Origin of the sequence: Thermanaeromonas toyohensis ToBE (assembly GCF_900176005.1) — a bacterium.
GTDB lineage: Bacteria > Bacillota > DSM-521 > Neomoorellales > Neomoorellaceae > Thermanaeromonas > Thermanaeromonas toyohensis.
Map to the genome: position 1 here is coordinate 2,200,728 of NZ_LT838272.1, position 13,727 is coordinate 2,214,454.

General features: G+C 50.2%; 13 protein-coding genes and 1 riboswitch. Of the genes, 2 read left to right on the forward strand and 11 right to left on the reverse strand.

The window, feature by feature from the left end; all coding sequences use genetic code 11:
* Nucleotides 1-26 precede the first annotated feature (26 nt).
* From B9A14_RS11395 to B9A14_RS11410, 4 genes are all read right to left on the reverse strand, one after another.
* Nucleotides 27-1,697 carry a PucR family transcriptional regulator gene (locus B9A14_RS11395; RefSeq protein ID WP_084665809.1) on the reverse strand — a complete coding sequence of 557 codons (1,671 nt, stop codon included), beginning with the start codon at nt 1,695-1,697 and terminating at the stop codon, nt 27-29.
* Between the two features lie 65 nt (nt 1,698-1,762).
* Nucleotides 1,763-3,130 (reverse strand): PFL family protein, encoded by a 1,368-nt coding sequence (locus B9A14_RS11400; protein ID WP_277995810.1) that lies wholly within the window; start codon nt 3,128-3,130, stop codon nt 1,763-1,765.
* 38 nt (nt 3,131-3,168) lie between these two features.
* A complete protein-coding gene (metX, locus tag B9A14_RS11405) occupies nt 3,169-4,293 on the reverse strand; it encodes a homoserine O-acetyltransferase MetX (RefSeq protein WP_157109940.1) in 1,125 nt (374 codons plus the stop codon).
* A 51-nt stretch (nt 4,294-4,344) separates the two neighbouring features.
* Entirely contained in the window at nt 4,345-5,628 is a 1,284-nt protein-coding gene (locus B9A14_RS11410; RefSeq protein WP_084667123.1) for a homocysteine synthase, read from the reverse strand.
* A gap of 82 nt (nt 5,629-5,710) precedes the next feature.
* Nucleotides 5,711-5,841, reverse strand: a riboswitch (SAM riboswitch).
* 159 nt (nt 5,842-6,000) lie between these two features.
* Between B9A14_RS11410 and B9A14_RS11415 the strand changes: the two genes are divergently transcribed.
* Together B9A14_RS11415 and B9A14_RS11420 are read left to right on the forward strand one after the other, a co-directional pair.
* Nucleotides 6,001-6,240: a DUF6364 family protein gene (locus B9A14_RS11415; protein ID WP_084665812.1), complete on the forward strand. Its 240-nt coding sequence runs from the start codon at nt 6,001-6,003 to the stop codon at nt 6,238-6,240.
* Nucleotides 6,230-6,664 (forward strand): PIN domain-containing protein, encoded by a 435-nt coding sequence (locus B9A14_RS11420; RefSeq protein WP_084665813.1) that lies wholly within the window; start codon nt 6,230-6,232, stop codon nt 6,662-6,664. Before B9A14_RS11415 ends, B9A14_RS11420 begins: the two co-directional genes overlap by 11 nt.
* 266 nt (nt 6,665-6,930) lie before the next feature.
* Here the strand turns inward: B9A14_RS11420 and B9A14_RS11425 are convergent, their stop codons facing one another.
* From B9A14_RS11425 to B9A14_RS11460, 7 genes are all read right to left on the reverse strand, one after another.
* Entirely contained in the window at nt 6,931-7,218 is a 288-nt protein-coding gene (locus tag B9A14_RS11425; protein ID WP_157109941.1) for a nucleotidyltransferase family protein, read from the reverse strand.
* 159 nt (nt 7,219-7,377) lie between these two features.
* Nucleotides 7,378-7,611, reverse strand: a complete 234-nt coding sequence (locus B9A14_RS11430; protein ID WP_084665814.1) for a hypothetical protein — start codon at nt 7,609-7,611, stop codon at nt 7,378-7,380.
* A gap of 300 nt (nt 7,612-7,911) precedes the next feature.
* Nucleotides 7,912-9,387, reverse strand: a complete 1,476-nt coding sequence (gene spoIVA, locus B9A14_RS11440; RefSeq protein ID WP_084665816.1) for a stage IV sporulation protein A — start codon at nt 9,385-9,387, stop codon at nt 7,912-7,914.
* A gap of 81 nt (nt 9,388-9,468) precedes the next feature.
* The gene (locus tag B9A14_RS11445) at nt 9,469-10,485 is read right to left on the reverse strand and encodes an NAD(P)H-dependent glycerol-3-phosphate dehydrogenase (RefSeq protein WP_084665817.1); all 1,017 of its coding nucleotides are present in this window, start codon (nt 10,483-10,485) and stop codon (nt 9,469-9,471) included.
* A 1-nt stretch (nt 10,486) separates the two neighbouring features.
* Nucleotides 10,487-11,071, reverse strand: a complete 585-nt coding sequence (gene plsY, locus B9A14_RS11450) for a glycerol-3-phosphate 1-O-acyltransferase PlsY (RefSeq protein ID WP_084665818.1) — start codon at nt 11,069-11,071, stop codon at nt 10,487-10,489.
* On the reverse strand, nt 11,068-12,372 hold the full coding sequence (der, locus tag B9A14_RS11455; RefSeq protein ID WP_084665819.1) for a ribosome biogenesis GTPase Der: 1,305 nt from the start codon (nt 12,370-12,372) through the stop codon (nt 11,068-11,070). Before der ends, plsY begins: the two co-directional genes overlap by 4 nt.
* Nucleotides 12,365-13,720, reverse strand: coding sequence for a DUF512 domain-containing protein (locus B9A14_RS11460; protein ID WP_172839141.1), 1,356 nt, complete (start codon nt 13,718-13,720; stop codon nt 12,365-12,367). Before B9A14_RS11460 ends, der begins: the two co-directional genes overlap by 8 nt.
* Nucleotides 13,721-13,727 lie beyond the last annotated feature (7 nt).

Below are 13,727 nucleotides of genomic sequence, written 5' to 3' on the forward strand. Positions count from 1 at the left end.
TTGTAATTTGTACAACCTGTACAAAATCATTGACCAGCTCTTACCAAAACCCGGGCCTTTAAAGCCAGCCAAAGAGAAAGTCTTTCATCCGGCGACTTGAGATCGCGCCCGAGAATTTCCTCAATACGTTTTAAACGATAACGTAAGGTGTTGCGATGAATATAAAGCTTCTCTGCTGTAGCCAGCACATTCCCCTGGCACTCGAGGTAGACCCGTAGAGTTTCTAGAAGCATCTCGCGATTTTTAACCTCTGGGCGGTCCAGCGGCCCAAGGACCGACTGGCAAAACCTTTCCAGGGCTTCACCTGACTGCCCTAAAACGGAATAAATTTCTACATCCTCCCAAAAAGCAATCGTACCTTTACCCTTGAGGCGCCGTGCAAGGCGAATAGCATTTCTTGCCTCCTGATACCTGACCCCGATTTCCATGGGCTCCGCAGCTATGGAACTTATACCAATAGAGACAGTTACACCTTTTAGTTCCTGGGCAATCTTTCCTTGGATACTTAAAGCCACCTCTTGTAGCTCTCTACGGAACTTTACCCAATTATCTCTTTTATAGGGTTCCTTTCCAGTAACCGGCAAAATGGCTACAACGCTATCGCTACGCTGTACCGTCAAGGCTCGCCGGTCGAAGGCCATAAGACAAGAATTCACTATCCGATGAAAATTTCGTTTTAGCCTTTCAGCGCTTATTTCATATTCAACTGGGGATCTAGATTTAAATAGATAGTCAGCAAAATTATCAATATCTATGGCCATGATAACTTTAGGTTCTTCCAGGCAAATGCCTAGAGCCTCAGCCCGGCTTATGGCCAATTCGCGATGACGGAATGCCCCCGCTATTAGGTCTTCCAAAAAGTCCCGGCGGAGACTCCTCTGCGCTTCCGCAACAGCCTCTTCCTTTACCATTTGGAGAGCAGTTACTGTTACTGCGTGCTCCAGAGCAATATAGTTTAATTCGCTTAAGGGAGTCTGCATATCTACCAGTATATATCCATAGCGCCGCCCCCTGACCTCCACGGGAGTAGCAAAGTACCGTTGCCGGGTTCCCTTGTGCCAAACAGCAACTTCTATACCTTTAGGAGACAAGCTAACCTGCCTGGCTGCTTCAGGTGACAACTGGAATGGCTCTGAGGAGGGTCCTTTACCAGCCTCAGCCAGAGGCTTCAATTCCTCATTACAGATAACTACTTCTCGTTCTATTAGTGCTGCTAGAGCCTGAGCTACGGCCTGAAGGTTGCTTGCTTCCAAAGCCACCTGCGTAAGTTTACGGTGAACCTTTTCGGAGTACTCAAGGTGCTTCGATTGCTCAAAGATTATGGCCGCCATTACCGGATGAGTAATGTCAATAAATGGTACGTCATTAGGCACGCTTATAAGGGGAAGCTGTAGCCGGTCGGCCAGCCGGCACATTTCCTCTGGAATAGTGCCTATAAACCGCCCAAACTTGATAGCTAAGGCCGCCCCCTCTACCCGCGCCAGTTCTTGCAGGAGATTTAACTGGGCTTGTAGATCATTTTGGATCGCATAACACGTGGTAACAAGGAGCTCGTTGGGCCTGAGCCACCCCCGGGGGTCAGGCACCTCAAGGATATCCACGTATTTGATTACACGGTCTAGGCCTGCCTTACCAGCTACCAAAGTAGCCCTTTGCAATCCTCCCAATTTTAAAGCTTCTCTAACTGTTATTCCCATTTGCTTCCACTCCACATTTTGGGAGTAATCCGGACCTCTAACGGCTGCTCAACGTCAAGTTTGCCTCAGTTGGTCAAGCCTTGGACAGGAGGCGGGATCCGACCTTTTCGCCGGACAAACTTGTCAGAGGAAAACGGGTGTACCGGGAGTATAGGACAACCACCTAAAAGTCCTCCGAAATTTACATAATCTCCCACTTGTTTCCCCGGTACAGGTATAATCCTCACAGCGGTAGTCTTATTGTTGATGACACCGATGGCTACCTCATCTGCTATAATAGCAGCCAGGGTCTCCGCACTGGTGTCGCCTGGAACTGCGATCATATCTAAGCCTACCGAGCAGACGCTGGTCATAGCTTCTAGCTTATCCAGGGAAACAGCACCCTCACTTGCCGCCCTAGCCATACCAGCGTCTTCACTGACAGAAATAAACGTTCCGGACAACCCACCTGCATACGTAGAAGCCATAAGTCCTCCCTTTTTAATTGCATCGTTTAACAAGGCCAAGGCGGCTGTAGTCCCGTGAGTGCCACACCGTTCCAAGCCCATGGCTTCCAAGATCTCCGCAACACTGTCTCCTGGTGAAGGACTGGATGCTAGGGATAAGTCAACGATTCCAAAAGGCACCCCTAAACGTTCAGCCACCACTCGACCTACTACTTCCGCCAGCCGCGTGATTTGAAAGGCTGTTTTCTTAAGTATTTCTACTAATTCCCCGAAATCCGCTTCGCCTGCCTGGGACACTGCCCTCCTAATTACTCCTGCTCCCGCTACTCCTACATTAATCGTACATTCCGGTTCCCCTACCCCATGGAGCGCCCCAGCCATGAAGGGATTATCCTCGGGCACATTGCTGAAAACTACTAACTTAGTGCAGCCTAAACCCTCCTGTTCCGCCGTAAGGGTAGCGGTTTCTTTAATTATTTTACCCATTAAGTATACAGCATCCATGTTAATCCCGGTTTTAGTGGAAGCTACATTTACTGAGGCGCAAACCTTTTCTGTGGTAGCCAAAGCCTCAGGGATAGAATGGAGCAGGATCTCGTCTCCATGGGTAAAGCCTTTGTGTACTAAAGCGGAAAACCCCCCTATAAAATCAACTCCTACCGCTGTCGCCGCTCTATCCAGGGTGTGCGCATATTTTACATAATTTTCCTCACGGGAAGATTGGGCAACAAAGGCAATAGGAGTAACCGAAATGCGTTTTTGGGCAATGGGAAGGCCATATTCTTGTCCAACTCTCTCCACCTCATCCACTAACCTACTGGCATAGCGCGTAATCTTATCATAAATCTTCTTTCGGGCCAGCTGGGGGTCGGAGTCGATGCAGTCCCATAGGCTTATTCCCATAGTGATAGTACGAATAGTAGGATTGACTTCCTGGGGTATTTTGAAAGCCTCCCGAACGTCGCTGAGCATAGACTTCACCCCCATTTTCGCAGTGATATCTTAAACCTTCTCCCCTGAAACCTTTAGGGCCCCATCTCCTTTAAAAACTCAGCTACCATCATCCCTAACTTAGTGAATTCGATAAGAAAGGCGTCGTGACCATAGGGGGATACAAGCTCCTTATATATGGCCCGTCCCCCGGTTTTGTTTATTATTTCCGCAATCTCCTTTACTTGGTAAGGAGGGTATAATATATCGCTGGAGATACCTATCACCAGGCAGGGACATATGATCCGGCTCAAAGCTTCTTCATAGGAGCTAAAGCCCCTGCCCACATCATGCAGATCCATGGCTTTGGTAAGGTAAAGGTAGCAGTTAGCATCAAAGCGCTCTACCAGCTTACGTCCTTGATAGTAAAGATAGTTTTCCACTTCAAAACGGCTCTCCAGCCGGAAAAAGTCTTCCGGCTGCCCGTTCATAACCCGCCCGAATTTAAAGGACCACGACTCATCGCTTTTGTAAGTAATGGTACCGATCATGCGGGCTAAGGCTAAGCCCCGTTCCGGCCCCGGGGTACCGTAATAATCCCCGCCGCGCCAGGCCGGATCCATATAGATGGCTTCCCGCTGTACTGTATTAAAGGCTATATTCATGGCCGAGGTACGGCCCGGTGCCGCAATGACTATAAGGGAAGAAAGAAGCTCCGGGTACAGCACTCCCCATTCCAGGGCCTGCATCCCACCTAAAGACCCGCCGATGGCGGTGACCAGCCGTTTAACTCCGAGTTCCTCAAGTAGCACCCTTTGTACTCTAACCATGTCCCGGACGGTGATTACAGGAAAGTCCAAGCCGTAGGGTTTTCCAGTGGATGGGTTGGGGGAAGAAGGGCCTGTGGTCCCATAGCAACTCCCCAACACGTTAGAACATATAACGAAATAGCGATCGGTGTCTAGGGGACGGCCAGGCCCCACCATAGGGTCCCACCAACCGGGCTTCCTTTCATCTGCCCTATGCCATCCAGCAGCATGGGCGCTGCCTGTAAGGGCATGGAGGATAAGGATAGCGTTATCCCCCGAAGAATTTAGTCGTCCGTAAGTTTCATAGGCCACAGTGATGGGACCCAGTTTCTCCCCGCATTCTAGGACAAACTCATGGGGCGGGCTAGCGAAGGTATGATACTGTGTCTTAACTATCCCTACATCTCCCACTGCTTCTTCCCTCTTTGACAACTATTTCTTTATCACTCTGAGCTTTCAAGGCTAACTGCACGCTTTTTTTAGAGCCTGGTCCAGATCCTCCACGAGATCCTCCGGGTCCTCTAACCCTATAGAAAGCCTTACCATATCTTCGGTTACCCCTGTGGCCAGCTGTTCTTCCTCTGTGAGCTGCTGGTGGGTGGTGCTAGCCGGATGGATAACTAAGGATTTAGCATCCCCTACATTAGCCAAGAGGGAGAAAAGTTTTAGGCTATCGATGAAACGCCGGCCAGCCTCTTTACCTCCTTTGATCCCAAAAGTTACAATGGCTCCTGCGCCGCGAGGTAGATATTTCTTGGCCAGCGGGTAGCTGGGATGATCCGGTAGCCCAGGATAGTTTACCCAGCTTACATAAGGATGTTCCTTTAACCACTGGGCAATGTACAAGGCATTACTGCTATGGCGCTCCATACGCAAGTGTAAGGTTTCCAGCCCCTGGAGAAAGAGGAAAGAGTTAAAGGGGCTTAAGGCTGGCCCTAGATCCCTTAAAAGTTGCGTCCGCGCTTTTACAATATAAGCTGCTGGACCGAAGGCTTCTACATAGCTTACTCCGTGATAGCTGGGATCCGGTTCTACCAGTTCGGGGAATTTGCCGTTCTTCCAATTGAATTTACCGGAATCCACGATTATGCCACCAATGCTTGTACCGTGGCCGCCGATGAACTTGGTGGCTGAGTGTACCACTATATCTGCGCCATGTTCAAAGGGGCGGCAAAGGTAGGGGGTAGCGAAGGTGTTATCCACTATTAAGGGGATTCCAGCTTCATGGGCTATCCCCGCAATGGCCTCTAGGTCTGGTACATCTAGCTTAGGATTGCCAATAGTTTCTACATACAGGGCCCGGGTTTTATCTGTAATTGCACGCCGGAAGTTTTCGGGATCGCTGGGGTCTACGAAGCGAACTTTAATGCCTATTTTAGGGAAAGTTATATTGAAGAGATTGTAAGTCCCGCCGTAAAGGCTGGTGGCGGAAACAATCTCCTGGCCTGCCGAGGTAATGTTAAGTATAGCTAGGGTTATGGCTGCTTGCCCGGAAGCAGTAGCTAGGGCTCCTACCCCTCCCTCCAGGGAAGCAACCCGTTGCTCGAAAACATCGGTAGTGGGATTCATCATCCGGGTGTAAATGTTGCCAGGTTCTCGTAAGGCGAAGAGGGCAGCCGCGTGATCCGCATTTTTAAATACATAGGAAGTGGTTTGGTAGATGGGTACTGCCCGCGCTCCAGTAGTGGGGTCCGGCGTCTGCCCCGCATGGACAGCTAGGGTGGCAAAACGGTACTGCTTATTCATGGTTTTCTCCTCTCCTAAGTAGGATTTATTTTTAAGTATAAAAAAGCCTCTTCGATAAGAAGAGGCAAAATTTCTTTCGCCCCTCTTATCTCTCAGAGCAATAATGCCCTGCAGGAATTGGCACCTTTGCCTTTAAGAGCAAGCCTTATACGTGCTCCAAGGCGAGGTTGCCGGGCTTCATCGGGCCAGTCCCTCCGCCACTCTCGATAAGAGTTGCAGCGCCGGTATTCCGTTGTGTAAGTCTGGTACCTACTATACCCTTTTATTTAACATTTGTCAAGGACGAAAAGGGCGCGGTCCAGGAACTTGTGCCGGACGACTTGATTTATAACGCAAATAAGTGATACACTTAGTTACGTGGAGGTGGAGCATGTGGACTACCAGAATGTTACCCTTTCCCTACCTAAGGAAGTGCTGCGCCGGGCAAAACATATCGCTATTGAGCGGGGGACCTCGCTCTCCGGTCTTCTCACCCAGTTACTCGAGGACCTCACGCGCAGGGAAGACGAGTACCGCAAGGCAAAGGAGTGCCACCTGGCCATGCTGGACGAGTTTGACCTGGCGACGAAGGGAAACATCACGTGGACCAGGAGCGATCTCTATGAGCGGTAAAAATAGCGAGCGGCAATTTGTGGATACCAACGTGCTGGTTTATGCCCACGATACCTCAGCCGGGGAAAAGCACGCCCGGGCTAAAGCGCTGGTCACCGAACTCTGGCAATCGGGCAACGGCTGCCTCAGCGTGCAGGTATTGCAGGAGTTCTACGTGACGGTAACCCAAAAAGTCCGGAAGCCGCTTTCGCCGGAAACGGCATCACGGATCATTGAATATCTATCGAACTGGCGCGTGCACACGCCGGATGCCGATGACGTGCTGGAGGCCATCAGGATTCACCAGCGGTACGCTATATCATTTTGGGACGCGATGATTATTCGTAGCGCTGAGGCACTGGATTGCAGAGTGGTCTGGTCTGAAGACCTGAACCCCGGGCAGTATTATGGCGAAGTGAAGGTCGTAAATCCCTTTTCTTGTTAAGAAATCATCTTCTATCCTGCCGCCTGCGCACTCCGCCCTCCAGGAGCGGCAGCGCCCGGATAACTGCGGCAGCGAGTTCCTCCCAGGTAACCGAGTCGTCCGGTCGGAACGTTCCTGTTCCGTCATTACCTCAAGCCGCCTAATAACCGCTTCCTGGAGCATTATGTCTTCAAAGAAACGCTCTTTCGTTACGCCTCTGATCCAGTCCGAAATTAGCCTGGCACTCTCCAGGATATGGCTTAGTCGGACCCTGTCTCCTTCCACCTTCATAGAATCGCTCTTCTCTCACGCAACACTTTTTCCCGGAAGTACGGAGATAAAGATGCTTCTGTCACCACGTCCACATCCTTCTGCAGAGCCTCCCTAAGCTCGTTTATCAGCTTTGCATGGGTAAGAAGGGATTTTCTCGCGCCCGGAGCATATTCAATCAGGATATCTATGTCGCTGTCCTCACCCTGCTTTCCTTTCGCGTAAGAACCAAAAACAAACGCTTTCGCTACGCCGTGCCGCTGCAGAATCGGGACCGCTATTTCTCTTATTTTCTCCATATCCATTGTAGTCCCCCCGAAAAACATTATATCCTGGAAAACAAACAATTTCCAGTCCCCGCGATCACTCAGTTAAAATATTACCGAAGAGGTAGTGGCTCACTCACGGCGAAATCTTGACCTGTGGGATGTGCTATTTAGCCCGGCACCTTTTTAGGCACCTCTCTAATGCAGGTGAAGGGATCTAATTTCTTGGAGTAATTTTTCTCCATCTCTAATGTGTTCTTGCAAATGCCTGATACGACTCGGATCAGCATTTATTTGTTGCAGCTCTTCCAGTTCCAAACGATGTGCGGCCAGAGAGCCTTCTACTTCCCGGTACATTTCCATGGCCCGCTCGAACGTTAGGCCCTCTTTTATCTCTTCTTCAAAGCGACGTTTAATACTGGAACAACTCATTTACTTCCCCCCTTAGGGTTTGTTATCCATTTTCATGTTGCTCCATTCCGTAGAAAATAATACACCTCGTTCTGGCTTTTTAGGCCGCAAGGCACATTGCTTTGAGGGGTTGCCTTCAATGCGAAGCGGCCCGGAAAACCAGGCCGCTCCAAGAAGCTCGCTTAGTTTTTTGATTTTTTTCTTCCAGCTCCAGGTACCCCGAAGCGCCGTACTTTCCCTTTTTTCCTTTAGAGATCTAATGAGGCCGGACCATCTCCACTTCATCTCCGCTTCTTCTCCGCTTTTTGAACATATGTGTTATTATATTATTATACAAATCAAGCCGCTTCCCTCATTTACTATTTTCTCGACTGTCTCCTGCAGCTTTATCTGGGCGTTTTCGGGCATGCGATATAGTTTGCCCTGGATACCTTCTTTAACGAGTTCACTTAAGGATTTACCAAAAATATTAGTCTGCCAGATCTTCTGGGGATTCTCTTCAAATTCTTCCATAAGGTATTTCACCAGATCTTCGCATTGCTTCTCCGTACCTATAAGGGGAGTAACCTCGATGGTAATATTTGCCCGGATGAAATGATAGGAAGGGGCGGTAGCTTTAAGTTTTACTCCGAAGCGCCCACCTTGCCTAATTAGTTCCGGTTCCGCAAGCTCCATTTCATCCTCAGTAGGGGTAACCACGCCATAGCCGGTACTGCGTACCTCTTGGATACCATAGGCAATTTTATCCCATTCCCGTTTAATGGCGGCTAATTCCCGCATCCAGCGGAGCACTTCTTTATCGTTGCTGATATCTAAACCCGTAACTTCTTTTAGTATCTGGTGGAAGAGGCCTTCCCGTACGGACATATCGATATGGGCAGTCCCACTTCCCAGATCCATATCCCTTAAAACTACCCGTGAGGCGTAAACGAAGGACTGAAGCTTCTGCAAGGCAGTGTCGATATCTCGCAGGCGTTTTACTTGCTCTACCGCTTCCCGGATGGCTTCCTCTAGCTGCTGGCGTAGCCAGTGGGAGGTCTCCAGTTCCTCTACCCAAGGTGGTAGATTCACGCTAACCTCGGTAACGGGAAATTCGTAAAGGGCTTCTTCTAAAATACTTAAAAGGTCCTCTTCTTCTAGATGCAGGCAGTCTACGGGTAAGACCGGAACGCCGTAATCTCCTTCTAGCTGGCTAGCCAACTTTAAGGTTTCTTCGTCAGTAGGATGGATAGAATTAAGGAGGACTACAAAGGGCTTGCCTAACTCTTTAAGTTCCCAGATTACACGCTCTTCCGCATCTACGTAATTTTCCCGGGGGATCTCAGTAATGCTTCCGTCTGTGGTCACTACTATGCCTAAGATAGCGTGGTCAGTTATAACTTTACGGGTACCAAGCTCTGCGGCCTGCTGAAAGGGTATCTCGTTTTCAAACCAAGGTGTACGTACCATGCGGGGGCCTTCGGGCCCTTCGTACCCTTGGGCGCCCTGGACGGTATACCCTACACAATCTACCAGCCGTACCCGGAGCTTTAATCCTTCCCGGACAGTGATTTCCACTGCTTCCTGGGGGATAAATTTAGGCTCTGTAGTCATGATCATCCGGCCCGCACCGCTCTGGGGTAGTTCATCTTTGGCCCGGTCGCGCTCGTTAGGGTTTTTGATATGAGGCAAGACCAGTTTATCCATAAACCTGGTAATAAAGGTAGATTTCCCCGTCCGCACCGGCCCCACCACACCGATGTATATGTCGCCACCGGTACGCTCAGCTATATCCCGGAAAATATCCCTGTTCTCCACCCTTCTCCCTCCCCAAGCCTTGAGAGTCTCCGGCCCGCTTGGCATGTTTTAACATTACATATATATGCCGCGGCTTGGGGATTATGACCAAGTCACCCCTAAAAACCCAGTCTCCACTGTACGTTTACGTTCCATGAGGGCGGATACGCATTCCCTAACAGGCTTACCTTTATAAAGGACTTGGTAAACTTCTTCAGTTATGGGCATGGGAATACCTAGTTCTTGGGCTAATTTCCGGGCGGCGGCGGTGGTGGGTACTCCTTCCACTACCATACCCATCCCAGCTAATACTTCTTCTAAGGGTCGGCCACGGCCCAGTTCTATCCCCGCCCTCCGGTTACGGCTGTACATACTGCAACAGGTTACAATGAGGTCACCCAGTCCTGCCAGACCAGCGAAGGTTAGAGGATTGGCACCTAGGGCCATGCCCAGCCTGGTTATTTCTGCCAGGCCTCGCGTCATAAGGGCTGCCCGGGCGTTATCCCCCAAGCTTAAGCCGTCGGACATCCCTGTAGCCAGGGCTATAATATTCTTAAGGGCTCCTCCTAGTTCCACTCCGATAAGATCAGGATTAGTGTATACACGGAAGGAAGGGCCCATGAACACCTCCTGCACGTATTCAGCTACCACTTTTTTCTTGGCCGTTACCACTACAGAAGTGGGCAAGCCCCGGCCTACTTCTTCAGCATGGCTGGGGCCAGAGAGGACAGCAGGGGTAGAGATCCCTTCTTGCTCTAACACCTGGGAGAGGCGAAGACCGCTATCCAGTTCTAGCCCTTTGGCGGTGTTAACTACGGTTGTTTCTTCCTCAAGGAGGGGCTTAAGGAGTCTAGCTGTATGCCGTACAGCATGGGAGGGAACGCTTAAAACGACTAGGTTTGCTCCCTGGACCACCTGGGACATATTGTTTTTTACCTCTATATTTTCTGGAAGAAAAACTCCGGGAAGGTAAGTCGAATTTTCTCTATTTTTTTGCAACATTTCCGCAAACTCTGGTCGGCGGGCCCATAAGCTCACTTTAAATCCCTTACGGGCCAACAACACCGCCAGAGCAGTACCCCAGCTTCCCGCTCCCACTACAGCAATTTTCTCCGGCACTCTAGCCCCTCTCCCCTATTTTAGGCTCTGTCCCTGCTAAAAGGCGCTTAATGTTGGGCCTATGGCGGTAAATTATAAGGGCAGCTGCTACCAGAGCAAAGACAAAATGGCTCCAGGGTAGACGAAGTAGCAGTACGAGGAAGGGAGCTGAACCGGCAGCCACGATGGAGCTTAAAGAAACATACCTGGTGGTGAAGAGCACAATAAGCCATATAAGAAAAGCCCAAAATAGAGCCCCTGGTGCCAGGGCCAACAATACTCCTGCCGCCGTGGCCACTCCCCGACCGCCCTGGAAGGATAAAAATACCGACCAGCTATGGCCAGCCATGGCCACAAGCCCTGCGAAGCCTGCGAGCCAATTTCCGCCTACAGCCCGGCCCACAAGGACGGGTATTACACCTTTAAGGACATCCACGGCTAATACCAGAAGGCCTGGACCTGTCCCCATAGTCCGGAAGGCGTTAGTAGTTCCAATATTTCCACTACCTCGGCGGCGGATATCGAAACCCTTATAGCGCGCCACCACATAGGCAGTAGGTAGGGAACCTAAAAGATAGGCAAAGAAGAGAACCAGCAAAGATTTCATGTAGCCCTTCCTCCTTTGCTTTCACGGAAGATAAGCCTTAGGGGCGTCCCTTTAAACCCGAAGGCCCGGCGCAGTTGGTTTTCTAAATAGCGCCTGTAGGATAGAGGTATAGCCTCCGGGTCGCTGGTAAAGAACACCACGGTTGGCGGCTGTATCCCCACCTGGGTAGCATAATATATCTTGGCTGGAGGAGGCGTAAGGAAAACGGATTCTTGAACTACTGTATTTAAGGTGGAGGTGGGCACCCGCCGTTTAGCTTCCATAGCTACTTCATCTACCAAGGGCAAAACCTGGTGAATACGTTGGCCTGTTAAGGCAGAAACAAAAAGTACAGGTGCATAATCCATAAAGGCCAATTCATAAAGGACCGCCTTCCGGTAGCGTTCTAAGGTTTTATCGTCTTTAGGAATTAGATCCCATTTGTTTACTATTATTATGGAAGCTTTACCCTTTTCGTGACTGTACCCAGCGATTCTTTTGTCTTGGTTGGTAACCCCCTCGGTAGCGTCCAGGACCACTAAAACCACGTCCGCCCGGTCCACGGCCCGGAAAGCGCGCTGGACGCTATAACGTTCTGTGGAGGTAGTAATGCGTGCCTTACGCCGTATGCCAGCCGTATCTATAAGGATATATTCCTTATCATTCTTTTTAAAGTGAGTATCCACCGCGTCCCTGGTGGTGCCAGGTATTTCGCTCACGATAACGCGTTCTTCGCCTAACAGCCGATTTACCAGGGAAGATTTACCTACATTAGGCCGGCCCACAATAGCTACCCGGATACCCCCCCTTCCTTCCCCTTCTACCCGACGCGGTAAAAGTTCTACCACCCTATCCAGCAAGTCCCCCACGTTCATCCCGTGGGCGGCTGAGATAGGTAAGGGATCTCCTAAGCCTAATTGGTAAAAATCGGCCAAGGAGGAGAGGTCAGTGAAATTTTCTACTTTGTTGGCTACTAAAATTACCGGCCGGCCAGAGCGCCGCAAAATCTCAGCCACAGCTAGATCATTAGCTGTAAGGCCTTCCCGGGCATCTACCAAGAACAGCACTACATCAGCCTCATTTACAGCTTGCTCAGCTTGACGGCGTACAGCTGCCTCCAAGCCTCCTGGCCCTTCGGTTATTCCCCCTGTATCTACTAAAGTAAATTCATATCCCCGCCACTCGGAATCGCGGTATAAGCGGTCCCTGGTGACGCCCGGGATATCCTCTACGATGGCCACTTGTCCTCCTACCAGGCGATTGAATAGGGTGGATTTACCCACGTTGGGCCGGCCTACTATGGCCACCAAGGGTTTAGCCACTGGGGCACCTCCCCAGAAGGGCCCTGACCAACTCCCGGCCGGAAGTAGGTATTACTTCTATTTCTATACCTAGACGCTCCCTAAGATCAGCTATGCTCCAGCCATCTAGAAACACATCTTCTCCTTTTTTTAGCATAATGCTAGGGATAAAAACGATCTCACCTTCCTTTACCTTACTTTCTTTAAGACCGCGGAATATGTCTTGCCCGCTCAAAAGCCCAGCTACAGTTACTTCTGCGCCTAAAAAATGATTAGTGATGGCCATCACTCGTATTTCTAAATCCTGTATTTTCCTTGAAAGTTCGCCCACCAATTCCTTTAGCAGTGGAGCAGCTAGTTCTCCCGTTACTATCAGTATCCGGCGAGGTAGAGAACCGGGTATCCTTCCTTTAGCAAAGAGATTGCGCATTTCCTGCCGGAAAGAGTCAAGGAAGCGGCGGGTAAGGCCCACGCCATTTTCTTCCTGGGGAAAGCCTTCATAACACCTGGCGGGGGGAAGTTCTAAACCCGCCAGGAGGTAAAACTCATCGGCAGCGTATACCAGCCGGGAACCTACTAGGCGTTTAAAATAGCGCTGCCACCTTTCTATTTGCTCCACCACCTGTAAGGCCCCTTCCCGGGTATAGCGCTGTAAAGGGAACAGGCCTTCCCGGTGGCTGGTCAACCCTACCGGAACTACGGCTATGGAACGGAGGGCGGGGAAGAAAAAAGAAAGATCTTCTAGGGTTTTATCCAGTTCAGGCCCATCGTTAAGGCCAGGACAGAGGACGATCTGGGTATGAAACTCTATCCCCGCTTCTTTGAGCCGCTTAAGTTGGTCTAAAATATAGGCCCCTCGTTTGTTTCCTAAGATATAGGCGCGCAAGTCAGGGTTAGTAGTATGCACAGATATATACAAGGGGCTTAAGCGAAAGCGGCATATATGCTCCCAATCCCGGGGCTTTAGATTAGTAAGGGTGATAAAGTTCCCGGTCAAAAAGGAATATCGGTAATCATCATCCTTTACATAGAGGCTAGGCCGCAAACCCGGGGGGAGCTGATCCACGAAGCAAAAAAGGCACCTGTTCCGGCACTGCCGCAGGCCATCGGAGGTGGCTTCAGCAAACTCCAGGCCTAGGTCTTCATGGTAATCCTTTTCTATCTCTAGGATTAAGCGCTGGCCATCTGGCTTAGCTATTTCTACCTCGATCTCCTCTGCGGCTGTTAAATACCGGTAAGCGATGATATCTGGTACAGGCTCACCATTTATGCTTATTAGCTCATCGCCAGGCTCCACCCCTAAACTTGCGGCGATGCTTTCCGGGCGCACACTACTTATTTTTAAGTATTTCACTTCTTGAGTCGACAAGATTCTC